The organism is Streptomyces sp. NPDC021212 (assembly GCF_044332925.1).
Classification (GTDB): Bacteria; Actinomycetota; Actinomycetes; order Streptomycetales; family Streptomycetaceae; genus Streptomyces.
The window spans coordinates 54,177-77,323 of the sequence record NZ_JBIRPZ010000016.1; the positions used below are offsets into that span (position 1 = coordinate 54,177).

General features: G+C 72.2%; 21 protein-coding genes. 10 read left to right on the forward strand and 11 right to left on the reverse strand.

Going from position 1 to position 23,147, the window contains the following annotated elements; genetic code table 11:
* Window positions 1-12: 12 nt before the first annotated feature.
* The 3 genes from ACH4SI_RS34530 to ACH4SI_RS34540 are packed head-to-tail and all read right to left on the reverse strand — an operon-like array spanning window position 13 to window position 3,109.
* Window positions 13-885, reverse strand: coding sequence for an ABC transporter ATP-binding protein (locus ACH4SI_RS34530; RefSeq protein ID WP_398302806.1), 873 nt, complete (start codon window positions 883-885; stop codon window positions 13-15).
* Window positions 882-2,078, reverse strand: coding sequence for a FecCD family ABC transporter permease (locus ACH4SI_RS34535; RefSeq protein WP_398302808.1), 1,197 nt, complete (start codon window positions 2,076-2,078; stop codon window positions 882-884). Before ACH4SI_RS34535 ends, ACH4SI_RS34530 begins: the two co-directional genes overlap by 4 nt.
* On the reverse strand, window positions 2,075-3,109 hold the full coding sequence (locus ACH4SI_RS34540) for a FecCD family ABC transporter permease (RefSeq protein WP_398302810.1): 1,035 nt from the start codon (window positions 3,107-3,109) through the stop codon (window positions 2,075-2,077). Before ACH4SI_RS34540 ends, ACH4SI_RS34535 begins: the two co-directional genes overlap by 4 nt.
* 90 nt (window positions 3,110-3,199) lie before the next feature.
* Here ACH4SI_RS34540 and ACH4SI_RS34545 point away from each other — a divergent pair, with 90 nt between their 5' ends.
* The gene (locus ACH4SI_RS34545) at window positions 3,200-3,835 is read left to right on the forward strand and encodes an HAD family hydrolase (protein WP_398302812.1); all 636 of its coding nucleotides are present in this window, start codon (window positions 3,200-3,202) and stop codon (window positions 3,833-3,835) included.
* Between the two features lie 22 nt (window positions 3,836-3,857).
* Here the strand turns inward: ACH4SI_RS34545 and ACH4SI_RS34550 are convergent, their stop codons facing one another.
* Window positions 3,858-4,145, reverse strand: a complete 288-nt coding sequence (locus ACH4SI_RS34550; RefSeq protein WP_398302814.1) for a hypothetical protein — start codon at window positions 4,143-4,145, stop codon at window positions 3,858-3,860.
* Between the two features lie 178 nt (window positions 4,146-4,323).
* Between ACH4SI_RS34550 and ACH4SI_RS34555 the strand changes: the two genes are divergently transcribed.
* A complete protein-coding gene (locus tag ACH4SI_RS34555; RefSeq protein ID WP_398302816.1) occupies window positions 4,324-4,707 on the forward strand; it encodes a cold-shock protein in 384 nt (127 codons plus the stop codon).
* A gap of 75 nt (window positions 4,708-4,782) precedes the next feature.
* Here the strand turns inward: ACH4SI_RS34555 and ACH4SI_RS34560 are convergent, their stop codons facing one another.
* The 4 genes from ACH4SI_RS34560 to ACH4SI_RS34575 all read right to left on the reverse strand — a co-directional run bounded on the left by ACH4SI_RS34560 (window position 4,783) and on the right by ACH4SI_RS34575 (window position 9,018).
* Complete coding sequence (locus tag ACH4SI_RS34560; protein WP_398302818.1) at window positions 4,783-5,646, reverse strand: 1,4-dihydroxy-6-naphthoate synthase; 864 nt, start codon at window positions 5,644-5,646, stop codon at window positions 4,783-4,785.
* A gap of 310 nt (window positions 5,647-5,956) precedes the next feature.
* The gene (locus ACH4SI_RS34565; RefSeq protein WP_398302820.1) at window positions 5,957-6,745 is read right to left on the reverse strand and encodes a futalosine hydrolase; all 789 of its coding nucleotides are present in this window, start codon (window positions 6,743-6,745) and stop codon (window positions 5,957-5,959) included.
* A 61-nt stretch (window positions 6,746-6,806) separates the two neighbouring features.
* On the reverse strand, window positions 6,807-7,313 hold the full coding sequence (locus ACH4SI_RS34570) for a hypothetical protein (RefSeq protein WP_398302822.1): 507 nt from the start codon (window positions 7,311-7,313) through the stop codon (window positions 6,807-6,809).
* Window positions 7,314-7,437: 124 nt separating this feature from the next.
* Entirely contained in the window at window positions 7,438-9,018 is a 1,581-nt protein-coding gene (locus tag ACH4SI_RS34575) for an MFS transporter (protein WP_398302824.1), read from the reverse strand.
* 405 nt (window positions 9,019-9,423) lie between these two features.
* Here ACH4SI_RS34575 and ACH4SI_RS34580 point away from each other — a divergent pair, with 405 nt between their 5' ends.
* Both ACH4SI_RS34580 and ACH4SI_RS34585 read left to right on the forward strand, forming a co-directional pair.
* Window positions 9,424-10,329: a DUF3027 domain-containing protein gene (locus tag ACH4SI_RS34580; RefSeq protein WP_398303020.1), complete on the forward strand. Its 906-nt coding sequence runs from the start codon at window positions 9,424-9,426 to the stop codon at window positions 10,327-10,329.
* A 308-nt stretch (window positions 10,330-10,637) separates the two neighbouring features.
* Window positions 10,638-14,009, forward strand: a complete 3,372-nt coding sequence (locus ACH4SI_RS34585) for a sacsin N-terminal ATP-binding-like domain-containing protein (RefSeq protein ID WP_398303022.1) — start codon at window positions 10,638-10,640, stop codon at window positions 14,007-14,009.
* Window positions 14,010-14,018: 9 nt separating this feature from the next.
* On the opposite strand, the gene ACH4SI_RS34590 is transcribed toward ACH4SI_RS34585, so the two are convergent.
* Window positions 14,019-14,837, reverse strand: coding sequence for an SAM-dependent methyltransferase (locus tag ACH4SI_RS34590; protein ID WP_398302826.1), 819 nt, complete (start codon window positions 14,835-14,837; stop codon window positions 14,019-14,021).
* A gap of 208 nt (window positions 14,838-15,045) precedes the next feature.
* Between ACH4SI_RS34590 and ACH4SI_RS34595 the strand changes: the two genes are divergently transcribed.
* On the forward strand, window positions 15,046-15,798 hold the full coding sequence (locus tag ACH4SI_RS34595) for a calcium-binding protein (RefSeq protein ID WP_398302828.1): 753 nt from the start codon (window positions 15,046-15,048) through the stop codon (window positions 15,796-15,798).
* 28 nt (window positions 15,799-15,826) lie between these two features.
* Here ACH4SI_RS34595 and ACH4SI_RS34600 read toward each other — a convergent pair whose 3' ends face one another.
* On the reverse strand, window positions 15,827-16,084 hold the full coding sequence (locus ACH4SI_RS34600) for a DUF2530 domain-containing protein (protein ID WP_398302830.1): 258 nt from the start codon (window positions 16,082-16,084) through the stop codon (window positions 15,827-15,829).
* 191 nt (window positions 16,085-16,275) lie between these two features.
* On the opposite strand from ACH4SI_RS34600, the gene ACH4SI_RS34605 reads away from it, so the two are divergent.
* From ACH4SI_RS34605 to thpR, 4 genes are all read left to right on the forward strand, one after another.
* Complete coding sequence (locus tag ACH4SI_RS34605; RefSeq protein WP_398302832.1) at window positions 16,276-17,751, forward strand: NCS2 family permease; 1,476 nt, start codon at window positions 16,276-16,278, stop codon at window positions 17,749-17,751.
* A gap of 94 nt (window positions 17,752-17,845) precedes the next feature.
* A complete protein-coding gene (locus ACH4SI_RS34610; protein WP_398302834.1) occupies window positions 17,846-18,313 on the forward strand; it encodes a MarR family winged helix-turn-helix transcriptional regulator in 468 nt (155 codons plus the stop codon).
* Window positions 18,314-18,343: 30 nt separating this feature from the next.
* A complete protein-coding gene (locus tag ACH4SI_RS34615; RefSeq protein ID WP_398302837.1) occupies window positions 18,344-19,705 on the forward strand; it encodes an MFS transporter in 1,362 nt (453 codons plus the stop codon).
* A 31-nt stretch (window positions 19,706-19,736) separates the two neighbouring features.
* Entirely contained in the window at window positions 19,737-20,300 is a 564-nt protein-coding gene (gene thpR / locus ACH4SI_RS34620) for an RNA 2',3'-cyclic phosphodiesterase (protein ID WP_398302839.1), read from the forward strand.
* A gap of 223 nt (window positions 20,301-20,523) precedes the next feature.
* Here the strand turns inward: thpR and ACH4SI_RS34625 are convergent, their stop codons facing one another.
* Window positions 20,524-21,522, reverse strand: a complete 999-nt coding sequence (locus tag ACH4SI_RS34625; protein WP_398302841.1) for an aldo/keto reductase — start codon at window positions 21,520-21,522, stop codon at window positions 20,524-20,526.
* 557 nt (window positions 21,523-22,079) lie between these two features.
* Between ACH4SI_RS34625 and ACH4SI_RS34630 the strand changes: the two genes are divergently transcribed.
* Window positions 22,080-23,108, forward strand: coding sequence for a hypothetical protein (locus ACH4SI_RS34630; protein ID WP_398302843.1), 1,029 nt, complete (start codon window positions 22,080-22,082; stop codon window positions 23,106-23,108).
* Window positions 23,109-23,147: the final 39 nt, after the last annotated feature.

A 23,147-nucleotide genomic window follows, 5' to 3' on the forward strand; every position in this document is an offset into this window, starting at 1 on the left:
CCCCGCCAGGGCCTAGTCGCGCTCCGCCTTCACGGACGCGTTCTCCACCGCTCGTTCCGCCTGCCAGGGCGCGCCCGGGACGACGAGGGGGCTGCCCGTCACCGGGTCCGGTACGACGACCGACTCCAGCCCGAACACCTCGTGCACCAGTTCCGCCGTGACCACCTCCGACGGGCGCCCGCGCGCGACGATCCGTCCCGCCTTCATCGCGATCAGGTGGTCCGCGTACCGCGCCGCCTGGTTGAGGTCGTGCAGGACGGCCACCACCGTACGGCCGCGCTCGTGGTTGAGCTGGCGGACCAGGTCCAGCACCTCCACCTGGTGGGAGATGTCCAGGTAGGTCGTCGGCTCGTCCAGCAGCAGAAGGCCGGTCTCCTGCGCGAGCGCCATCGCGATCCAGACGCGCTGCCGCTGGCCGCCGGACAGCTCGTCCACCAGCCGGCCGGCGAGCGCCGTCACGTCCGTACGCTCCATCGCGTCGCCGACCGCGCGTTCGTCCTCGTCGGACCACTGCTGCCACCAGTGCTGATGCGGCTGGCGGCCGCGGGAGACGAGGTCGGCGACGGTGATCGCGTCGGGCGCGACCGGGGTCTGCGGGAGGAGCCCCACGGACTGGGCGATCTTCTTGGTGGGGATGCGGGCGAGGTCCGTCCCGTCGAGGAGGACGGCGCCGCCGCGCGGCTTGAGGAGGCGGCCGAGGGCGCGCAGCAGGGTGGACTTGCCGCAGGCGTTGGGGCCGACGATGACCGTGACCTCGCCGTCGGGTATCACCAGGTCGAGGCCGTCCACGACGGTCCGGTCCTCGTAGGCGAGGGTCAGCTCGCGGGCGGCGAGCCTGGACCCGTGTGCGGCCCCGGCCCCGGACGCGGATGGTGATGCGGTCATGCCGTGGTGCCTCCGTTGCGGCTGCTGCGGCCGCGTCCCCCGGACGTCAGCAGCAGGTGGATCAGATACGGGGCGCCGACCGCGGCGGTCAGCACCCCCACCGGCAGTTCGGTCGGCGCGAACAGCTTGCGCGCCAGCAGATCGGCGGCGACGACGATGAACGCGCCGGTCAGCGCCGAGCACAGGAGCGGGATCTGCGCGGTACGGGTCATGCGGCGGGCGATCTGCGGGGCGAGCAGCGCCACGAAGTCGACCGGGCCCGCCGCGCCCGTCGCCATCGCGGCGAGGACGATGCCGAGGGTGGCGAGCCCGAGCCGTACCCGTCCGAGCCGTACGCCGAGCGCGGTCGCCGTGTCGTCGTCCATCGAGACGGTGCGCTGCGCCCGCGCCGCCCACAGGACGGCGGGCAGCAGGAACAGCAGCGCCCAGCCGAGCGGGGTGGCCTCGTCCCAGCCGCGCCCGTTGAGGGAACCGGTCATCCACACCTTGGCCTGCTGGGCGACGAGGTAGTCGCCCTTGGTGAGGAAGAGCTGGGTGATGGAGCGGAGCGCGACGGCGAACCCGATGCCGATGAGGACGAAGCGGGTGGCCTGGAGGCCGCCGCGCCAGGCGAAGACGTAGACGAGGGCGGCGGCCGCCAGGCCGCCCGCGACGGAGACGTACGGCAGCACGCCGAAGGCCGTCACGCCGTACGTCATCGCCCCGACGGTGACCGCGCTCGCGCCCTGCGTCACGCCGATGATGTCGGGGCTGGCGAGCGGGTTGCGGGCCACGGTCTGGATGAGCGCGCCCGCGATGCCGAAGGCGGCGCCGACCAGGAGGCCGAGGGTCATACGGGGGAGACGGAGGGTGCCGACGACGAGGTCGTTCGGGGTGGGCTGTCCGATGCCGTACTGGGTGTGCAGGAGGGCCTTCACGGCGTCGGCGGGGGCGATGAGGCTTTCGCCGAGGCAGAGGTACGCGACGCACACGGCCGCCGTGGCGGTGGTCAGCGCGAGGGCGACGACGGTCGCGCGGCGGTGCAGCAGGAACGAGGCGCGGCGGCCGGTGCGGAGGAGGCCGTAGCCGACAGGGCGGGCGGACGGCCGTGGCACGAAGACGGCACTCTCGCCGGTCCCGTCGGCGATGGTCTCGGTGCTGCCGCCGGTGCTGCCGCCGGTGCTGCCGCCAGGGGTGCCGCTGACCGGGCTCATGCCGTCACCGTCCTGCGTCGCACCAGTGTGACCAGGAACGGGACGCCGATCAGGGCCGTCATGACGCCTGCCGGGACCTCGCTCGGCGGGAAGACGAGACGGCCCACCACGTCCGCTATCAGCAGCATGACCGGGCCGATCAGGGCGGCCATCGGGAGGACCCAGCGGTGGTCCGTTCCCACCACCGCGCGCGCGAGGTGCGGGACCGCGAGGCCGACGAAGGCGATCGGGCCCGCGGCGGCGACGCCCACGCCCGTGAGGACCGTCGCGCCGAGGCCCGCGAGGACGCGTACGACGGCGATGTTCTGGCCGAGCCCCTTCGCGACGTCCTCGCCGAGCGCCAGCGCGTCAAGACCGCGGGCGACCGCGGCCACCAGCACCGTTCCCACCAGCAGGAACGGCCAGATCTGGCCGACAATCTCGGCGTCGCGCCCCGCGAGCGAGCCGATCTGCCAGAACCGGAACTCGTCCAGCGCCGCGGCCTTCGTCGTCAGCACGCCCGAGGTGACGGACACCAGCAGGGCGTTGACGGCGGCGCCGGCGAGCGCGAGCTTGACCGGGCTCGCGCCGCCCCGCCCGCCGGAGGCGATGGCGTAGACGGCGACCGAGGCGAGGCCCGCGCCCGCGAAGGCGAACCATACGTACCCGGTGAGCGTGTGCACCCCGGCGAAGGCGATCGCGAGCACGACCCCCACCGAGGCGCCCTGGCTGATGCCGAGCACGCCGGGGTCGGCGATCGGATTGCGGGTGACGCCCTGCATCACGGTGCCCGCCATGGCGAGCGCCGCGCCGACCATCAGGCCGACGACGGTACGCGGCAGCCGCAGCGACCGCACGATGTCGGCGGCGTCGCTCGTGCCCCCGTGCAGCAGCGCGTCCAGGACCTGGCTCGGCGCGATCTGGCGGCTGCCGAGGGCGAGGCTGAGCAGCACGGCGAGGAGGAGGGCGACGACGGCCGCGGCCGTCCAGCCGACGCGGCGCCGGACCAGTGCGGCTCTGGGACTTCGGCTGCTGGTCCGGTCTTCAGACATCGCTTCCGTTCGATCGTTCTCGCGTTCGGCTCTCGTGCGTGGGGTCGGCGCAGGTAAGGCGACGCTAAGTGTATGCATGGGCCAGGCACAATGACGGGCATGGCTGCACCGAGCACTTCCCCCCTCACCGTCGGCTTCGACCTCGACATGACCCTCATCGACTCCCGCCCCGGCATCAAGGCCGCCTACGAGGAGCTGTCCGCCCGCACCGGAACCCCCATCGACTCCGAACTCGCCATCACCCGGCTCGGCCCGCCGCTGGAGCAGGAGCTGGCGCACTGGTTCCCGGACGAGCGGATCGAGGAGATGGGCGATCTGTACCGGTCGCTGTACCCGGAGTTCGCGATCGCCCCGACGCTCGCCATGCGCGGCGCCCGGGAGGCGATAGCGGCGGTGCGGCGGGCCGGCGGGCGCGCCATCGTCGTCACGGCGAAGCACGAGCCGAACGCCAAGCTGCACCTGAGCCACCTGGGCATCGAGGCGGACGCGGTCATCGGCTGGCTGTGGGCGGAGGCCAAGGCGGAGGCGCTGCGCGAGTACGGGGCGTCGGTGTACGTCGGGGACCACACCGGCGACGTACGGGGCGCGCGGACGGCGGAGGCGCTGTCGGTTGCGGTCGCCACGGGGCCGTGCGCCGCGGGCGAACTGCGCGGGGCGGGGGCGGACGTCGTGCTCGACGACCTCACCGCGTTCCCGGCGTGGCTGGAGGGCCACACCGCGGCGTAACCCCGCGCCGGGGTATGCCCCGTTACGACTTGTTCTGCGCGACCCGTGCGACCCGTGCGGCCTCGCGCCGCTGCGCCGCGATCGACCGCAGCATCCCCGCCGCCGCGAGCGCGAAGCCGACGCCCATCAGCATGCAGACGAAGTACGCCACCGACGGCAGCGGATCGGCGCCCAGGAACAGGGGCGCGACGGTCGCGAGGGTGGCGACCGCGCCGACGGCGAAGACGATCACGCCGATGCGTACGAGGCGGTCGCCGGGGGCCGTTTCGCTGGTTCCACCGGTTCCACCGTGCGGGGTTTCGTTGCTCACCGCTCCAGGGTAGATCGGTGCCAGAGCGCGCATGCCAACCACCCGGAACCACCCGGGTACGTCTTGTCACCAGGCTCGGGACCATTAGCCTTGGTGGTGGCGGGTCTTACGACCCGCTGTAGTGCTATCCAGAGCTTTTTTCCGTGTTTTCCGACGAGCGACGAGGACGAGGACAGACGTGCCTACCGGCAAGGTCAAGTGGTTCAACAGTGAGAAGGGCTTTGGCTTTCTCTCCCGCGATGACGGCGGTGACGTCTTCGTGCACTCGTCGGTGCTCCCGGAAGGCGTGGATTCGCTGAAGCCGGGGCAGCGCGTTGAATTCGGTGTCGTCGCGGGAAACCGCGGTGACCAGGCGCTTTCGGTGACGCTTCTCGATCCGGCGCCGTCCGTTGCGGCCGCGCAGCGGCGTAAGCCGGACGAGCTGGCGTCGATCGTCCAGGATTTGACCACTCTGCTGGAGAGCGTGACGCAGCAGCTGGAGCGCGGCCGTTATCCCGACAAGGCGCACGGCCACAAGATCGCGGGGATGCTGCGCGCAGTGGCCGACCAACTCGATGTATGAGGCTCGATGTATGAGTCGCAACCCGCGCCGGTATGCTCTCATTCGAGCCGTAAACGAACGTAAAAGCGAACGGAATTAGGCGAATTCCAGTGCGTCCGGGCCGAGGGGCGGTACCAGTCCCTCGGCTGCCGCGCGCGTGAGCAGTCCGCGCACCGCCGCGTAGCCGTCCTCGCCCAGATCCGCGGTGAACTCGTTCACGTACAGCCCGATGTGCTGGTCCGCGACGCGCGGGTCCATCTCCTGGGCGTGCTCCAGGACATACGGACGCGACGCCTCCGGGTCGTCCCAGGCCATCCGGACCGACGTACGGACGGTCGCGGCCAGCTCGCGCAGCCGCTCCGCGCCCAGCGAGCGCTTGGCGATGATCGCGCCGAGCGGGATGGGCAGTCCGGTGGTCAGCTCCCAGTGCTCGCCCATGTCGGCGAGGCGGTGCAGGCCGTAATTCTGATAGGTGAACCGGGCTTCGTGGATGACGAGTCCGGCGTCGACCAGGCCGTCCCGTACCGCGGGCATGATCTCGTGGAACGGCAGCACCCGGATCTCCCCGACCCCGCCCGGCACCTCGGCGGCGGCCCACAGCCGGAACAGCAGATACGCGGTCGAACGCTCGCTCGGCACCGCGACCGTCTTCCCCGCGAGGTCCTTCGCCGCGCCCGGCTCCCTGGTGAGCACCAGCGGGCCGCAGCCGCGCCCGAGCGCCCCGCCGCAGGGCAGCAGCGCGTACTCGTCCAGCACCCAGGGCAGCACCGCGTACGACACCTTCAGCAGGTCGGACTCGCCGCGCTCGGCCATCCCGTTGGTGATGTCGATGTCGGCGAACGTGACGTCCAGCGCGGGCGCGTCCGGGATCCGGCCGTGGGCCCAGGCGTCGAAGACGAAGGTGTCGTTCGGGCAGGGCGAGTAGGCGATCGTGAGCGGCTGGGCTGCCGACGGAGTCACCTGGCCTCCTTCGAGGATGCCCCCGCCTTCACGCGGGGGAGGAATCGAGCCCCTGCGGAGTAGGGGAAGGTACGGCATTTCACCTCTAGGGCGAAATACCGCCCACGCGGTCGGGTGAGCTGCGTGTCGTGCGTTGCGAGAACCAAGCGTGCACAACGCGCTGAGCGAGAACCAAGCCAGTGCGACTCAATGCTTTCGGGCAACCGGGCAGGTTCCGTCCCGGCTGGTGCTGAGGGAGTAAGACCTTTCAGGTCGCTGACCTGCGAGGCTTCCTGAGCGAGGGATCCCTCTGCTTCAGCTGGGGGAGGGTTCAATGCTGGCTTCCTTCCAGATCGGGGTCAGGGGCCGCGCCCGGAGTCGGGGCCGCGAGGGCGGTGGCTACGGCGGGTACGGCGCGTGTGAACGCCTCCGCCAGGGCGTCCAGCGCCTCGCCGATGCGCCAGGCCGCCCGGTCGCGCGGGCCGACCGCGTTGGAGACGGCCCGCATCTCCAGTACGGGAACGGACTGGGCGGCGGCAGCCTCGGCCACCCCGAAGCCCTCCATCGCCTCGGCGACGGCGCGCGGATGGCGCCGCAGCAGCGCGGCGGCCCGCTCGGCGCTGCCGGTCACGGTCGATACGGTGAGCACGGTGCCGCGTACAACAGCCCCGATCGCCCCAGTAGTCCCGATCGCCCCGGCGACGGCGGCGACGAGCGCGGGCGGCGGCCGGTGTTCGACGGTTCCGAAGCCGAGGTCGGTGACGGGGGCGAAGCCGTCGGGGGTTTCGGCGCCCAGGTCGGCGGCGACGACGGCCTCGGCGACCACGACGGAGCCCAGCGGGGCGTGGGGCGCGAAGCCGCCGCCGATACCGGCCGATACGGCAAGGTCGTACGGGGCCCCTTGGGCGGCGGCGACGGTCAGCGCGGTGGCGGTACCGGCCGCCGCGGCGGCCGGGCCGACCCCGGCGGCCAGCACATCGACGGTGCAGCCCAACCGCAGCCGGTGCAGCACCCCGCCGGGCACGGCGACCTCAACCACATCGGCGACGTCGGCCGCAGCGCATCCGCGGACGACGGCGTCGCGCTCCGCGGGGACGGCGGTGACGATCAGTACGCGCATCAGCGCCTCCCGGCTATCGTGCCGCGGACCGAGCGGATCAAGCGAACCTGCCTACGCGGCGTCAGCTGTCCCGTTCCAGCTTGAAGCGCCAGATGCCCTTCACGCCCTGGGAGCCGTCGCCGAGCTGGGCGACCGTGATGGTGACGCTCTTCGACATGGTGGTCTGCCCGGTCTGCGGGTTCTGCTGCGCGAAGAGCGTGTCGCTGTCGAAGCTGCGGTACGTCTCCTTGCTCGGCTCGGCCATGACCGGGTTGTTGGCGATCAGGCCCCAGCTGGAATCGGCGATCTCCGGGTCCACCCCGATCCGCACCTTGTCCCCGGCGCCCACCTTGACGGTGTGGTCGGGCTTGGCGCTCAGGCACTTCTTGAACGTGCCGGAGCTGAGGTTCTTTCCGTCGCCGAAGCAGCCCTTGCCCGCCTCCGCCGTCACGGTGCTCGAACCGACCGTCACCGTCGCGAGCGGAGTCGGCTTGTCGCAGGCGGAGAGGGCGATGAGCCCGAGGGCAACGGCGCAGGCGGCGGTGGTGGCCCTGCGGCCCTTGCCCCTGGAAAACAGCGCAGCGGTCATGCGGGCAGGCTATCGGGCGCTTCCGGTCGCGCGGCGCCGGGGTAGCGGATCGCGGCACCGGTCGCGCCACGCCCGGTCACGCAGCGGCACGGTGCCCGGTCACGCGGCGGCGGAAGGTGCCCGGTCACGCCACCCGGGGGTGCGCGGCGCTGTGCCGGGCGGCGGACAGCAGCCCCCGTACGCTCACGGCCACGCCCAGGGCGATCATCGTCGCGGCCGCCGCCATGCCCACCACCCCGCTCAGGGGCAGCGAGATGCCCACCGCGCCGCCGACCACCCACGCCATCTGGAGGGTGGTCTCGGAGCGGGAGAACGCCGACGTACGGACCTCTTCCGGCACGTCCCGCTGGATCAGCGCGTCCAGCGACAGCTTGCCCAGCGCCAGCGAGACGCCCGCGGTGGCGGCGACCACGGCGACCGTCACCGCGCTGTACAGCACCGCCGAGAAGACGATCACGCCCAGGGCCGAGGTCAGCACCACGGCGATGATCAGCTCCGGGCCGCGCTCCCGCAGCCAGGCGCCGATCGCCGTGCCCAGCGCGTTGCCGCCGCCCGCCGCGACCGCGACCAGGCCGAGCGAGAACTCGGGGGACAGCCCGCCGACCGGATGCTCGCGGAGCAGGAAGGCGAGGTAGAGGGTGAGGAATCCGGACAGCGCCTTGAGCGAGGAGCAGGCCTGGAGGGCGTGCAGGACGGACGGGCCGACCGTCCGCAGCCCGGGCTTCTTGCCGCGCCCGGTGAACCCTCCGGAGAACCACCGGCCGAACGTCCCGGACCGTCCGAACCGGCCGAACCGGCCGCCGTCCCGGCCCGGATTCGGGGTGCCGCCCCCCGGCCTCGGGTCGGCGACCGTCACCACCTCGGGCGCCCCCGCCCCCGCGGGCACGGTCTTCGGCCCCGACGCGTGAGCCCCCGCCGCACGATCCCCCACCGCGCGATCCCCCGCCGCGCGGTGCCCGAAGTGGTGCTCGCCCGAGGTCAGCCGCGCCTTGGCCTCGCCCTTCGACGAATCCACCTTGTGCGGCAGGGTGAAGGACAGGAACGCCCCGGCCATGAAGATCGCGAACGCCCCGTACAGCGGCCAGCCCGGCCCCAGCTGATGCAGCCCGGCGCCCACCGGGGCCGCCGCCCCGGTCGCCAGCAGCCCGGCCAGGGTCACCCGGGAGTTCGCCTTGACCAGCGAGAAGCGGGGCGGCAGCAGCCGCGGTACGACGGCCGATCTGACGACCCCGTACGCCTTGGACGACACCAGCACGCCCAGCGCCGCCGGATACAGCTCCAGGCCGCCGCCCACCACCGCGCCGGCCATGGTCAGCGCGAGCAGCGCGCGAGTGAGCATCGAACCCGCCATCGCCGCGCGGCGGCCGTGCGGCACGCGGTCCAGCAACGGGCCGACCACGGGCGCGAGAACGGCGAACGGGGCCAGGGTGATCGTGAGATAGAGGGCGACCCGGCCGCGCGCCTCGTCCGTCGGCACCGAGAAGAAGACCGTCGAGGCGAGCGCGACCGTGATCAGCATGTCGCCGGCCGAGTTGACCGCGTGCAGCTCGATCAGCTTGCCGAGCCCGGACTCGCCCGCCCCATGGGCGTGCGTGGCCCGCCGGATGCCGCGGCCGGTCGCCGTGAACGGCAGGTGGAGCGCGCGGCCGATCAGGCGGCCCGATCGTCTGATCGGGCCGCCGTCGTGGAACCGCATGCCTGCCACCCGACCATGGTGCCGCCAAGCTGCCCGCAACGTGAGACCTACGACGGCTTTCCGGTCATGACTCCTTGTTCTCTCACCCGTACAACACCCTTCTGGCCAGCGAAAACGACCATCCGGCGGGTGCGTCCACGAACGCCGGACATGAGACGGGGGTGGGGGCGGCGCGGCCGGACAAGGTAGCGTGCGTTACGCGCCACCCACGGTCGTTCCTGGCCATGCGCCGAGTCGCCATCCCGCAGAATGGGACGTAACAAGGTGCGCCCGAGGCCGGATCGGGTGCGGACGTCGACGCGGTCCCACGGTCCGCTCCGTCCGCAGTCCCGCCGTCCGGCCGTACGGCTGGCGCACTCGTCAGACGACGGCTGAGACGGCGTGGAAGAGAGAATCGATCCTGTGAGTGCTGCGATGCGGAGCCGTACCCCCGACCGCCTGTGCGCCGAGGCGGTCGAACTCGCCCGCGAGGCGGCGGCGGAAGCGGCCCACCCGGGGACGGTGGGCGAGCACGTCGGGGTGGTCGCCGAGGGTGACCGCGTTGTCACGCATTTCTTCGACAGCGCCGAGCCGGGCTATCGCGGCTGGCGCTGGGCGGTCACCGTCACCCGCGCCTCCCGCGCGAAGATCGTCACCCTGGCCGAGACGGTGCTGCTCCCCGGCCCCGACGCGCTGCTCGCCCCGGAGTGGGTGCCGTGGAGCGAGCGGCTGCGCCCCGGTGACATGGGCCCGGGCGATCTGCTCCCCACCGAGGCCGAGGACCTGCGCCTGGAGCCCGGCTTCACGGGCGAGGACGCCCCGCCGCCCAACTCCGCCGTCTCCGAGGAGATGCAGCAGCTCGCGGCGGTGGAGGAGGCCGACGTGACGGCCGGCCCGCCGTCCGCCCAGACGACCCCGCCCGCCGCCGGCTCCATCGCGGCCCTCGCCGAGGAGCTGGGCATGCGCCGCGCCCGGGTGCTCTCCCGCTACGGGCTGCACGTCGCCGCCGACCGCTGGGACGAGGCGTACGGCGCCAAGACCTCGATGGCGCAGGCGGCCCCCGGCACGTGCGTGACCTGCGGCTTCCTGATGCCCCTCGCGGGCTCGCTGAAGCAGGCGTTCGGTGTGTGCGCCAACGAGTTCAGCCCGGCGGACGGCCGGGTGGTCTCCCTGGCGTACGGCTGCGGCGCCCACTCCGAGGCTGCCGTCATGCCCAAGCCCCCGCGCCCCGCCCCGCCGGTGGTCGACGAGACGGTCGTCGAACCGATGCCCCTCCACCCGGACCGCACCGGCGGCTCCGTGGAGCCGGACGCCCCGGCGGAGGAACTGGGCCACTCCTGAGCCGCCGCCTCTGAGTGCCTCCTGAGTACCAGACCCGAGCACTCCCGAGCACACCCGAGCACCACTCCTGAGCCGTCGCTTCTGAGCCATTCCTGAGCCATTCCTGAGCCACCGGGGCTGGGCAGGGGCGCCCGCCGCGTCCGCCGCGGCGGTTGCGTCGGCCGTACCCGTTCGTCCCCGCCGCTTCCCGCCGTCGCGCGGGCGGGCGGGACGCGTGCCCGCCCCGGATAGGGGTACGTTCGCGGTCTAGCAAAGTGGAATGTGGTGGCACCCACAGGACCCGGAGGCGATACGTGAGCAGCACGGCGATGGTGCGAGGCGCGACCGAGGACGCGGATCCCTTCGGGACCGCTCGGCTGCGGCGCGGCGTGCTGGACGCCTGGGCCGCGTCGCCCGCCCGCTTCCGGGAGGATGCCAACGCGGAGGAGGACCTGGCGCTCGGCGGCCACCGCGACCGGCTGGTCGTGGAGCTGGCCCAGAACGCGGCCGACGCCGCCGCCCGCGCCGGCGTCCCCGGGCGGCTGCGGCTGACGCTGCGCCCGGCGACCAACGGCGAACCGGCCGTCCTGGTCGCCGCCAACACCGGCGCCCCGCTGGACGCCGCCGGGGCCGAGTCGTTGTCCACGCTGCGCGCGTCGGCCAAGCGGGACGAGGACCCGGGACGGGCCGTGGGCCGGTTCGGCGTCGGCTTCGCGGCGGTGCTCGCGGTGAGCGACGAGCCCGCGGTGGTGGGCCGTTCGGGCGGGGTGCGCTGGTCGCTGGCGGAGGCCCGCGAACTGGCCTACAAGGCGGCGCTGCGCAGCCCCGGCCTCGCCGACGAGCTGCGCCGCCGCGACGGTCACGTACCGCTGCTGCGGCTGCCGCTGCCCGCCGAGGGCAGCGCGCCGGAGGGGTACGACACGGTCGTGGTGCTGCCGCTGCGGGACGGCGCCGCGCTGGACGTGGCGGAGCGGCTGCTGGCGGCGGTCGACGACGCGCTGCTGCTGACCCTGCCGGGGCTGGCCGAGGTCGTGGTCGAGACGGCCGAGGGGACGCGGACGCTGCGGCGCCACGAGGAGGGCCCGTACGCGGTCATCGAGGACCGGATCGACAAGGGCGACAAAGGCGACAAGAGCGACAGTGTCGGCCAGGGCGGCGCGGACGAGGGCGCCGAGGAGCGCCGTACGACGCGCTGGCGCACCGAGCGCGCGAGCGGCCACCTGGACGCGGCGCTGCTCGCCGACCGCCCGGTGGAGGAGCGGCTGCGCCCGACGTGGTCGGTGACCTGGGCGGTGCCGGTGGACGCCGAGGGCGCGCCGGTGCGGCCCGCGACGGCGCCGGTCGTGCACGCGCCGACGCCGACCGACGAGCCGCTGGGGCTGCCCGCGCTGCTGATCGCCTCGTTCCCGCTGGAGCCCACCCGCCGCCACACCGCGCCCGGCCCGCTCACCGGCTTCCTGGTGGAGCGCGCGGCCGAGGCGTACGCGGCGCTGCTGCGCGACTGGCATCCGGTGGGCACGGGCACGATCGGCCTGGTGCCGGGCCCGCTGGGCAAGGGCGAGCTGGACGGGGAGCTGCGGGCGCGGGTGCTGGAGCGGCTGCCGCGGGTGCCGTTCCTGCCGAGCGCGGCGGCGCCGGACACCCTGGAGCCGAACCCCCAGGAAGCGGAGGCGGACGCGGGGCTGGGCTGGGACGACGCGGTGCTCGCGCGGGGCACCTTCGAGGGCGAGCCGTACGCGCTGCGCCCCCGTGACGCGGAGATCGTGGAGGGCGCGGGCGCGGAGACCGTGGAGGTGCTGGCGGAGCTGTTCCCGACGCTGCTGCCCGCCGGGCTCGAGCGGCGGCAGGAGCTGCGGGTGCTGGACGTGGCCCGGGTGCCGCTGGGCGAGGTGATCGACCGGCTGGCGGGCGTCGAGCGCGCCCCGGTCTGGTGGCGGCGGCTGTACGACGCTCTGGCCGGTACCGACCCGGACCGGCTGACCGGGCTGCCGGTGCCGCTGGCGGACGGCCGGACGACGATCGGGCCCCGGCAGGTGCTGCTTCCGCTGCCGGGAGACGTAGATGGAGGGGACGGAGGGGACGGAGGGGATGGCACGGAGGGCGAGGGCTCGGCGGGCGGGACGCACCGCACCCTGGCCCGCCTCGGCCTGAAGGTCGCGCATCCGGAGGCCGCGCATCCGCTGCTGGAGAAGCTGGGCGCGACCCCCGCCACCCCGCGCGCCGTGCTGACCACCCCGCAGGTGCGGGCCGCCGTCGCGCATTCGCTGGAGGCGGAGGACGACTACGACCCGTTCGCGGAGGAGGGCGCGGCGCCCGGCGCCGCGCTGGACCCGGACACCCTGGCCGACACCGTCCTCGGCCTCGTCCAGCAGGCGCGGCTGGCGCCCGGCGACGAGCCGTGGCTGGCCGCGCTCGCGCTGCCGGACGAGGACGGGGAGCTGGCGCCCGCCGGTGAGCTGGTCTTCCCCGGCGGAGCCTTCGAGCAGGTGATGCGGGAGGGCGAGCTGGCCGCGTGCGACGCGGACCTCGCCGAGCGCTGGGGCGAGGAGCCGTTGTCCGCCGTCGGCGTGCTGTCCGCTTTCACCCTGGTCCGGGCCACCGACGTGGTGCTGGACCCGGACGAACTGGATCCGCGCGAGGGTGACTTCACCGAGCCCGACGACGTCGGCGTGCTGGACGCCGTGGACGTGTGGTGCGAGGACGCGCTGGACCGGCTGCCGGAGACCCCGGTGCCGCCGGTGGCCACCGAGATCGTCGCCGTGCGCGACCTGGACCTGGTGGACGACGACGCCTGGCCGCGCGCCCTGGCCATGCTCGCCCAGCCGCCGCTGCGCGACGCCCTGACCGCGCCGGTGCGGGTGCTGCTGCCGGACGGCACGACGGAGTCGGTGCGCTCGTACACCGCGTGGTGGCTGCGCGGCCACCCGGTGCTGGACGGCCGCCGCCCCGCCGGGCTGCGCGCGGCCGGCGGCGATCCGCTGCTGGCCGGGCTGTACGAGGCGGTGGACGCGGCCGGGTTCGAGGACGAGCAGGTGCTGCGGGCGCTCGGCGTACGGACGTCCGTGGCGGCGCTGCTGGACGAGCCGGGCGGCGCGGCCGAGCTGCTGGCGCGGCTGGCCGACCCGGACCGTCCGGTGACCCCGGCCCAGCTGCACGCGATCTACGGGCTGCTGGCGGACCTCGACCCCGAGCAGGTGACCCTGCCGGACGAGCTGCGCGCCGTGGTGGACGGCGAGCCGCGGGTGGTCGACGCGGACGGGGTGCTGGTCGCCGACGCCCCCGACCTGATGCCGCTGGCCGAGGCGGACGGCCGCGCCCTGCTGCCGGTGCGCCCGGCGCGCGCGGCGGAGCTGGCGGAGCTGTTCCAGGTGCGGCGGCTGAGCGAGGCGTACCCGGCCCCGGTGACCTCGCAGGGCGAGACCCATGAGGTCCCGGCGGCGGTCCGCGAACTGCTTCCGGACGCGCCGCTGTCGTACGTCGAGCACGAGGAGCTGCTGATCGAGGGCGGCACCGAGCTGGACTGGCGCTACGTGGGCGGCCCCGGCACACCCGATGCCACCCTGCACGCCTCGACGGTCGAGGGCGTGGCGGCGGGCCTGTCCTGGGCGGCGGGCCACTGGTCCCGCCGCTTCGAGGTGGCGGCGCTGCTGGAGGACCTGACCCGCACCGAGGAGCTGGCCCGGGCCCGCTGGTTCGACTGATCAAGAGTGCTACGGCTTGCGGGCCACGCCCGCGAAGATCCACAGGTCCAGGGTCTCCGCCGCGGCCCTGGCCTCTTCGCTCTCGGGGCGCCAGCGGTGCGGCATCACCACGCCGGGTTCGACCGGCTCCAGGCCGTCGAAGAACGGCAGGATCTCCTCGCGGGTGCGGCCCTGCACGTGGATGCCGCTGGCCCGGTAGAGCCGGGTGACCGCGTCGGAGATCTCGGCGCGGGGGTCGAGCCCGCCGTGGGAGAGGACCAGATAGCTGCCGGGGGCCAGGGGCTCGACCAGCTGCCGCACGATGTCGTACGGCTTCTGCTCGTTCGCGATGAAGTGCATCACCGCGTTGAGCGACAGCGCGACCGGCTCGCTCAGGTCGAGCGTGTCGTGCAGTTCGTCGGCGGCCAGGATGGTCCGCGGGTCGGTGATGTCGGCGTGCATGTAGGCGGTGCGGCCCTCGGGCGAGGAGAGCAGCAGGGCCTGGGCGTAGGCGAGCACGATGGGGTCGTTGTCCGCGTAGAGGACGCGGGCGTCCGGTGCGGCCCGCTGGGCTATCTGGTGCAGGTTGGGCTCGGTGGGGATGCCGGTGCCGATGTCGAGGAACTGCCGGATCCCCGCCTCGGCGGCGAGATAGCGGGTCGCCCGGTGCATGAAGGACCGGTTGGCGCGGGTCCACGCTGTGACGTCGGGCCAGACGGCCTCGACCTGCCGGGCGGCCTCGGTGTCGACCTCGTAGTGGGTCTTGCCGCCCAGGAAGTAGTCGTACATGCGCGCCGAGTGCGGCTTGCTGGTGTCGATTTCGGCGGAGCCAAAACGGTAACCGGTCATACCGCGGATGTTACTGAGCGGTTGTCAGTCAGAGGTGACGTTCTCTCAAGAAACAAGTTTCGTGAAGCTCCGATGATGTTGTGAAGAGCAGGTGAAAATCGTACAGTTGCGCAACACTCGGCTCCACGTTCGCGTCGGCGTCCATCTCGACGCAGGTCAACGCAGTGGAGCCTTCTTCATCTTGTGGGGGACACAGATGCGCAAGCGCATGACCTTTGCCGTGCTCGCCACCGCGACCGCGGCAGCTTTCGGGGGACTCGCCGTGCCGGCGGCGCACGCGGACGGCTCCGGCGACACGAAGATCACCAACGTGGCGGTGAGCGGCACCAACGTCGTCCTCGGCACCTCGGGCGCCAAGACCTTCACCGTCTCGGTGACCGCGCGGGACGACTCGGGTGTCAAGGCCGCCGACCTGTACCTGGACGGCCCGTCGTACGGGTACGCGACCCCGACCGGCGCCGTGACGTGCACCCCGGCGGCCGGTGACCCGACCACCTCGACCTGCGAGGCGACGTTCGTCCTGGACCCGCAAGTCGACTTCATCGACAACAGCGTGGCGGGCCGCTGGTACGCCAACGTGTGGATCGACGCCAACGACGGCGACTACCTGAGCGCCGACAAGGCCGGGTCCTTCGCGGTGCAGCGCGCCTCGAAGCTGACCGTCGACGCTACGCCGGAGCCGGTTAAGAAGGGCAAGACCATCACGGTCACCGGCGCCCTCACCCGCGCCAACTGGGAGACCGGCACGTACGGGGGCTACACCGCCCAGCCGGCGAAGCTTGAGTTCCGGAAGGCGAACAGCTCCACCTACTCCGTCGTCAAGACGGTGAACTCGGTCAGCGGCGGTGCGCTCAAGACGACCGTCAAGGCGGCCGAGGACGGCTGGTTCCGCTGGAACTTCGCGGGTACCAGCACCACACCGCCGGTCAAGGCGGGCGGCGACTACGTGGATGTGAGGTAACGCACGATGCGGGAACGCGGGACGCGGTTCAGTCGGCGTCGCTCTCCGAGGAGCGCCGGATGGCCGCGTCCCGCGCCCGTACATACCAGATGCCCAGCAACCCGAGGCCGCCGCCGGTCAGGCAGGTCCACAGCCACCACAGATGGCCGTGGTCGGCGTACCAGCCGTAGAACGGAAGCTGTGCGAGGAAGAGGACGAACCACACGATGGTGCCGCCGATGATGGTGGCGACGACATTGCCCTCCAGGGGTGCAGGCGCTTCGTGCCGGGGTGTCCACTTCGTCATGGGTCCAGCTTACGGGGGCGCTGGTGGGGGCGTGGGGGACACCGTAGCCGTTCGGGGGCCGGGGCGACGCACGCGGTTTGGCGATCCGCGATTTTTATATTCATACTGAACCGTTCTGGGTCTGGGTGGAATGTCCTGCGCGATCCTCCAAGAGGCCCGCTTCACCAGTCCACCACCACTGGGGTCCCTCCATGTCTCCCTCTGCCAGCGAGCCAGTCGACGCCGCACAGCAGGCACCGACACCACCCACGAACCGCCTGCCCTTCGTCGACAGGTTCTTCAAGATCAGCGAGCGCGGCTCCTCCCCGTCCCGGGAGATCCGCGGCGGTCTGGCCACGTTCTTTGCGATGGCGTACATCATCGTGCTGAACCCGATCATCCTCGGATCGGGTCAGGACATGTACGGGCACCATCTGGACAACGGCCAGCTGGTCACCTCCACCGCCCTGATGGCGGGCCTGACCACGCTGCTCATGGGCGTCATCGGCAACGTCCCGATCGCCCTCGCCGCCGGCCTCGGCATCAACGCCGTCGTCTCGCTCCAGCTCGCCCCCAAGATGAGCTGGCCGGACGCGATGGGCATGGTCGTCCTCGCCGGTCTGGTGCTGATGATCCTGGTCGCCTCCGGGCTGCGGCAGCGCGTGATGGACGCGATCCCCGGCGGGCTGCGGCGCGCGATCGCGATCGGCATCGGCCTGTTCATCACCCTGATCGGCCTGGTCGACTCCGGCTTCGTCACCCGTAACCCGGACGCGGCGCACACCACCGTGCCGCTGGGCCTCGGCATCGAGGGCAAGCTCCAGGGCTGGCCCGTGCTGATCTTCGTGATCGGTCTCGCGCTCACCTTCGTCCTGGTCGTCGCCAAGACCCGGGGCGCGATCCTCATCGGCATCGTGGTCATGACGGCGGCCGCGATCTCGATCAACACCGTCACCCACACCCCGGACGCGAGCTGGGGCCTGACCGTGCCCAAGGTGCCGGACACGCTGGTGGCGACCCCGGACTTCGGGCTCGTGGGCCAGGTCAGCCTCTTCGGCGGGTTCGAGAAGGTCGGCATCCTGACCGGCTGCCTCTTCGTCTTCACCGTCCTGCTGTCCGGCTTCTTCGACGCGATGGGGACGATCATCGGCGTCGGCGAGGAGGCCGAGCTGACGGACGAGCGCGGCCAGCTGCCCGGCATGGGCCGGATCCTGATGGTGGACGGCGTCGCGGTCGCGGGCGGCGGCTTCGGCTCGGCCTCCGCGAACACCTGCTTCGTGGAGTCCACGGCGGGCGTCGGGGAGGGCGCGCGCACCGGCCTCGCCAACGTGGTGACCGGCGGGCTCTTTCTGCTCGCGCTGGTCTTCACCCCGCTCGCGAAGGTCGTCCCGTCGCAGGCGGCGACCCCCGCGCTGGTGGTCGTCGGCTTCATGATCATGGCGGCGAACGTCAAGGAGATCGACTGGAGCGACTCCACGATCGCGGTCCCGGCCTTCCTGACCATGATCTCGATGCCGTTCACGTACAGCATCACCAACGGCATCGGCCTCGGCGTGCTGTCGTACCTGCTGCTGCGCGTCGCGACCCGGCGGGTCCGGGAGATCCCGTGGCTGCTGACCGCCGTCGGGTTCTGCTTCCTGGTCTACTTCCTGCTGCACCCGATCGAGCAGGCGCTCGGCGTCGTGTGATCCGGCACGTCCTCGGTCACTCGCATGGGTGAGTGACCGAGGACACCCGTATCCGGGTTTTCCTTAGACGAGGTAATGAGTTATGCTAAAGACCATGCCGGATCCGTCCCGCCTTCCGTCGCCCCCGGCGGAAGCGCCCCTTGATGACGCGGCCGCGGTGAGCGCTCTGCGGTCGGCCGTGATGCGCCTGTCGCGACGACTGAAGCATCAGCGTGTCGACGAGTCGCTGAGCCCCACGGAGATGTCGGTGCTCGGCACCCTCGCCGGGTGCGGCTCCGCCACCCCCGGCGAGCTGGCCCGCAAGGAGCACGTCCAGCCGCCGTCGATGACGCGCATCGTGGCCCTGCTGGAGGCCAAGGGACTGGTCAGGCTGGAGCCACACCAGGAGGACCGGCGGCAGAAGGTCGTGTCGCCGACCGAGCGGGCCGAGGTCATGCTCGAAGAGAGCCGGCGCAAGCGCAACGCCTGGCTGAGCGAACTGGTCGGGCAGCTGTCCGAGGACGAGTGGGAGACGCTGCGCGCCGCCGCGCCCGTCCTGGAGAAGCTCGCGCACATGGAGTGAGAAGACCGAGCAGCCAGGAGGCGAACGAGCTTGAGTACGGGACCCGGAGCAGACTCCGCACCCGCACCGAACACCGACTCCCCTTCCGTCACCACGGTGGACCCCACCAAGGGCGGAATGTTCCGTTCACTCAGGGTCCGCAACTACCGGCTCTTCGCGACCGGTGCCGTGATCTCCAACACCGGCACCTGGATGTCGCGGATCGCCCAGGACTGGCTGGTCCTCAGCCTCACCGGCTCCTCCACCGCGGTCGGCATCACCACCGCGCTCCAGTTCCTGCCCATGCTGCTCTTCGGGCTGTACGGCGGCGTGATCGCCGACCGGTACCCCCGGCGGAAGCTGCTGCTCTTCACCCAGGCCGCGCTCGGCCTGTGCGGTCTGGCGCTGGCCGCCCTCACCCTGAGCGGACACGTCCAGGTCTGGCACGTCTACCTGATCGCGTTCCTGCTCGGCCTGGTCACCGTCGTCGACAACCCGACCCGCCAGGTCTTCGTCAACGAGATGGTCGGCCCCCGCGACCTGCGCAACGCGGTCAGCCTCAACTCCGCGAACTTCCAGTCCGCCCGGCTGATAGGCCCCGCGGTCGCCGGTGTCCTGATCACCGCCGTGGGCAGCGGCTGGGCCTTCCTCATCAACGGCCTCTCCTTCGGCGCCCCGCTCGTCGGCCTGCTGCTGATGCGCACCGGTGAACTGCACCCGGCCAAGCGCGCGCCGCGCGGCAAGGGCCAGCTGCGCGAGGGCCTGACCTACGTCCGCAGCCGCCCCGATCTGCTGTGGCCGATCGTCCTCGTCGGCTTCATCGGCACGTTCGGCTTCAACTTCCCGATCTGGCTCAGCGCCTTCGCCGACCACGTCTTCCACGCCGGCCCCGGTACGTACGGCCTGCTCAACACCCTGATCGCGGCCGGTTCGGTCACCGGCGCCCTGCTCGCCGCCCGCCGCGTCACCACCCGCCGGCGGCTGCTGGTCGGGGCGGCGCTGCTGTTCGGCTTGCTGGAGGTGGCCGCCGCGGTGACCCCGTTCTTCTGGCTCTTCGCCGCGCTGATGGTGCCGGTCGGGATCTTCAGCCTGACCTTCAACGTCACGGCCAACTCCAGCGTCCAGCTCGCCACCGACCCCGCGATGCGCGGCCGGGTGATGAGCCTGTTCATGATGGTCTTCGTGGGCGGCACCCCCATCGGCGGCCCGCTGATCGGCTGGGTCACCGACACCTGGGGCGCCCGGGTCGGTTTCGCCTTCGGCGGCCTGATCTCCGCAGCCGCCGCGGTCGCTGTGGGCCTGATGCTGGCCCGCGCGGGCGGCCTCCGCCTCAAGGTGTCCCTGCGCCGGGGCCATCCGCGGGTGAGCTTCGTGCCGAGGGTGCAGGAAGAACAGCTGGCTCCGGCGGCGTAACCGCGTCACCTCACGCGAGTAACCTCACGCGATGAGACTCTTCGCCGCAGTCCTGCCCCCGGAGCCGGTCCTGACGGAGTTGGGGGCGCGGGTCGACGCACTGCACCGGCTCCCCGGCGCGGACACCCTCCGCTGGACCGAGCGCCCCGGCTGGCATCTCACCCTCGCCTTCTTCGGCGAGGTCGGCGACGAGGCCCGCCCCGAGCTGGAAGCCCGGCTGGCCCGCGCCGCCCATCGCCACCACCCCCACCAGGTGCGGCTGGCGGGCGGCGGCCGGTTCTCCGACCGCGCCCTCTGGGTGGGCGTGGAGGGTGACCCCGCCGCCCTGCGGCGGCTCGCCGACTCCGCCGCCGCTGGGGCCCGCCGTGTGGGGATCGCCGTGAACGAGGACCGCCCGTACCACCCCCACCTCACGGTCGCGCGCAACCGCTCCACCACCCGCCTCGCGCCGTTCGCCGAGGGCCTCACCGGCTTCGCGGGCCGCGACTGGACGGTTGAGGAACTGAGCCTGGTCCACAGCCACCCGCCGACCCCCGGGGTGCCCGGGGCGCAGCCGCGGTACGAGGTGGTGGCGGCCTGGCCGCTGGGCGGCTGAGCGGCCCGGCTAACCTCGGGGTGTGGACCCGAAGACCAGAAACATGATCATGAGTGGTGCCCTGGTGATGATCCTCGTCGTGGTGGCCGTCGCGGCCGCCTTCGGAGGATGACCCGCCGGGGCGTCCCGACCAGTCAGGGGGTGTGACCGCACACGGTCACACCCCCTCGTACTGACCGGCAGCACGGCTGCTACCAGGACTGGTACGGCTACCAGGCGATACCTACCAGGCGAATGCCTCGGGCGTCGGCCCCGGGCCCGGGAAGATCTCGTCCAGCGCGCCCAGCACCTCGTCGCTCAGCGTCAGCTCGGACGCCCGCACCGCCGAGGCCAGCTGCTCGGCCGTGCGCGGCCCCACGATGGGCCCGGTGACCCCGGGGCGGGTCAGCAGCCAGGCCAGGGCCACCTCGCCGGGCTCGAGGCCGTGCTTGTCGAGCAGGTCCTCGTAGGCCTGGATCTGCTCGCGCACCGCCGTGTTCTTCAGCGCGTCGGCGGCACGCCCGCCCGCGGTGCGGGCACCGGCGCCGCCCTCCCGCTCCTTGCGGAGCGCGCCGCCGAGCAGCCCGCCGTGCAGCGGGGACCAGGGGATGATGCCGAGGCCGTAGTCCTGCGCGGCGGGGATCACGTCCATCTCGGCGCGCCGCTCGGCCAGGTTGTAGAGGCACTGCTCGCTGACCAGGCCGTACGAGTTCCGGCGCCGGGCCGTCTCGTTGGCCTGGGCGATGTGCCAGCCCGCGTGGTTGGAGGACCCGGCGTAGAGGATCTTGCCCTGCTGTACGAGGACGTCGATGGCCTGCCAGATCTCGTCCCACGGGGTCGCGCGGTCGACGTGGTGGAACTGGTAGAGGTCGATGTGGTCGGTGCCCAGCCGCTTGAGGCTCGCGTCCACGGCCCGGCGGATGTTGAGCGCGGAGAGCTTGTCGGTGTTGGGCCAGGGCTCGCCGTCGGCGGCCATGTTGCCGTACACCTTGGTGGCGATGACGGTCTTCTCGCGCCGTCCGCCGCCCTTGCCGAACCAGCTTCCGACGATCTCCTCGGTGCGGCCCTTGTTCTCGCCCCAGCCGTACACATTGGCGGTGTCGAAGAAGTTGATGCCCGCGTCGAGCGCGGCATCCATGATCGCGTGACTGTCGGCCTCATCGGTCTGCGGGCCGAAGTTCATGGTGCCGAGGACCAGTCGGCTGACCTTGAGGCCGGTACGTCCGAGCTGCGTGTACTCCATGGGACCCAGCCAATCCCTTGGAGTGCGCTCTAATCAAGGACCCGCCCCGGCCCGCCGCATTCCGGAAAACCCGGAGGCCCGATTTTTGGCCCCCCGTCGCGGTCAAAAATCGGGCTACCGGAATCTCCGGAATGGGAATTGCTCGGCTGGCCGCTCAGCGGCCGGCGCGGGTCTTCAGGAATCCGAGCACGCCCAAGATCAGAATCATCAGCGCACCGGCGAGTGCGGTGGTGCGGCCGCCGCGCCTCCGCCAGGGTTGCCGGCGGAATGCAACGGTGGGGGCGCGGTTTGCGCAGAAGAGGAATGGCTGTATTCGCTCATGGGTAAAGACCGTAGAGGCGGCCTTTCGGGAAAGCAATGCCCCCGCCCGTTTTGCCGTCAATGCCCGATAAATTTCCGTCGTACATAATCCCCGGATGGATTCAAATAATCTGCGGGTTATTGAGAACCCCCGGTCGCCCGTCTGTAATTCATGGCGGGCGGTGGGCCACGTCCAACGCGCCCCCGGCGGCCGTAACGCGACGTCCGTGCCCCGCCGGGATGGCAGGCTTGGGCCCATGCGTCCGCTTCCGTACGTCCTCGGTGCCGCCGTACTGGTGGCTCTGCCCGTCACCACCCCCGCTCCCGCGGTGGCCGACGACTCGTCCCCGTCCTCGTTCACGATCGAGGACCCCCGCATCACCGAGTCCAGCGGGCTCGCCGCGAGCCGGGCCCACCCCGGGATCTACTGGACGCACAACGACAGCTCGGACGGGGCGTACGTCTACGCCGTCGACAGCAGGACCGGAAAGACGGTCGCCCGGATCACCCTGCGCGGCATAGGTAAACCCCGGGACGTGGAGGCGATCTCGATAGGCCCCGACGGCAATGTGTACGTCGGCGACATCGGCGACAACCTCGGCGGCACCTGGCCCCACGTGTGGATCTACCGCTTCCCCGAGCCCAAGGTCCTCAAGGACGCCACGGTCACCGCCACCCAGTTCACCGTGCAGTACCAGGGCGGGCCGCGCAACGCCGAGGCGATGATGGTCCACCCGAAGACCGGCCGGGTCTACATCACCAGCAAGAGCGACGAGGACCCCGGGCTGTACGAGGCGCCCGCCACGCTCTCCCCCCAGGGCACCAACGTCTTCCGCCGGGTCGCCGACCTCGACATGGAGGTCACCGACGGCGCCTTCGCCCCGGACGGCAGCCGGCTGGTGCTCCGCGGCTACTTCGCGGCCTCCGAGTACCGCTGGCGGAACGGCAAGCCGCAGAACCTGAAGGAGCTGAAGGACGAGCCGGGGCTGCCGATCCAGCGCCAGGGCGAGTCGGTGACGTTTACCCCGGACGGCGGCACGCTCATGTACGGCACGGAGGGTCCGGGCAGCAAGGTCACCGCGGTGGACCTGGGCGGGGAGCTGCTGCCGGACGCGACCGCGAAGAAGCAGAAGAAGGACGGGGAGTACTCCTCGCGCCCCGACGGCAAGCGGCAGAGTTCCGAGGACGAGAAGAACGGCAACCTGCTGAAGGGCGCGCTCACCTTCGGTGCCGCGATGGTGCTGTTCCTGGGGCTGCGGCGGCTGGTCCGCCGTAAGCCCTCGTAGGGGCCGTAGCCCTCCAGGGGGCCGTACGAAGCGGGCCCG

Bases quoted from the DNA above. Each gene is read 5' to 3' on its own strand.
- ACH4SI_RS34530 (WP_398302806.1), bottom strand. From the start codon at position 885: ATGACCGCATCACCATCCGCGTCCGGGGCCGGGGCCGCACACGGGTCC.
- ACH4SI_RS34535 (WP_398302808.1), bottom strand. From the start codon at position 2,078: ATGAGCCCGGTCAGCGGCACCCCTGGCGGCAGCACCGGCGGCAGCACC.
- ACH4SI_RS34540 (WP_398302810.1), bottom strand. From the start codon at position 3,109: ATGTCTGAAGACCGGACCAGCAGCCGAAGTCCCAGAGCCGCACTGGTC.
- ACH4SI_RS34545 (WP_398302812.1), top strand. From the start codon at position 3,200: ATGACGGGCATGGCTGCACCGAGCACTTCCCCCCTCACCGTCGGCTTC.
- ACH4SI_RS34565 (WP_398302820.1), bottom strand. From the start codon at position 6,745: ATGCGCGTACTGATCGTCACCGCCGTCCCCGCGGAGCGCGACGCCGTC.
- ACH4SI_RS34570 (WP_398302822.1), bottom strand. From the start codon at position 7,313: ATGACCGCTGCGCTGTTTTCCAGGGGCAAGGGCCGCAGGGCCACCACC.
- ACH4SI_RS34580 (WP_398303020.1), top strand. From the start codon at position 9,424: ATGCGGAGCCGTACCCCCGACCGCCTGTGCGCCGAGGCGGTCGAACTC.
- ACH4SI_RS34585 (WP_398303022.1), top strand. From the start codon at position 10,638: ATGGTGCGAGGCGCGACCGAGGACGCGGATCCCTTCGGGACCGCTCGG.
- ACH4SI_RS34590 (WP_398302826.1), bottom strand. From the start codon at position 14,837: ATGACCGGTTACCGTTTTGGCTCCGCCGAAATCGACACCAGCAAGCCG.
- ACH4SI_RS34595 (WP_398302828.1), top strand. From the start codon at position 15,046: ATGACCTTTGCCGTGCTCGCCACCGCGACCGCGGCAGCTTTCGGGGGA.
- ACH4SI_RS34600 (WP_398302830.1), bottom strand. From the start codon at position 16,084: ATGACGAAGTGGACACCCCGGCACGAAGCGCCTGCACCCCTGGAGGGC.
- ACH4SI_RS34605 (WP_398302832.1), top strand. From the start codon at position 16,276: ATGTCTCCCTCTGCCAGCGAGCCAGTCGACGCCGCACAGCAGGCACCG.
- ACH4SI_RS34610 (WP_398302834.1), top strand. From the start codon at position 17,846: ATGCCGGATCCGTCCCGCCTTCCGTCGCCCCCGGCGGAAGCGCCCCTT.
- thpR (WP_398302839.1), top strand. From the start codon at position 19,737: ATGAGACTCTTCGCCGCAGTCCTGCCCCCGGAGCCGGTCCTGACGGAG.
- ACH4SI_RS34625 (WP_398302841.1), bottom strand. From the start codon at position 21,522: ATGGAGTACACGCAGCTCGGACGTACCGGCCTCAAGGTCAGCCGACTG.
- ACH4SI_RS34630 (WP_398302843.1), top strand. From the start codon at position 22,080: ATGCGTCCGCTTCCGTACGTCCTCGGTGCCGCCGTACTGGTGGCTCTG.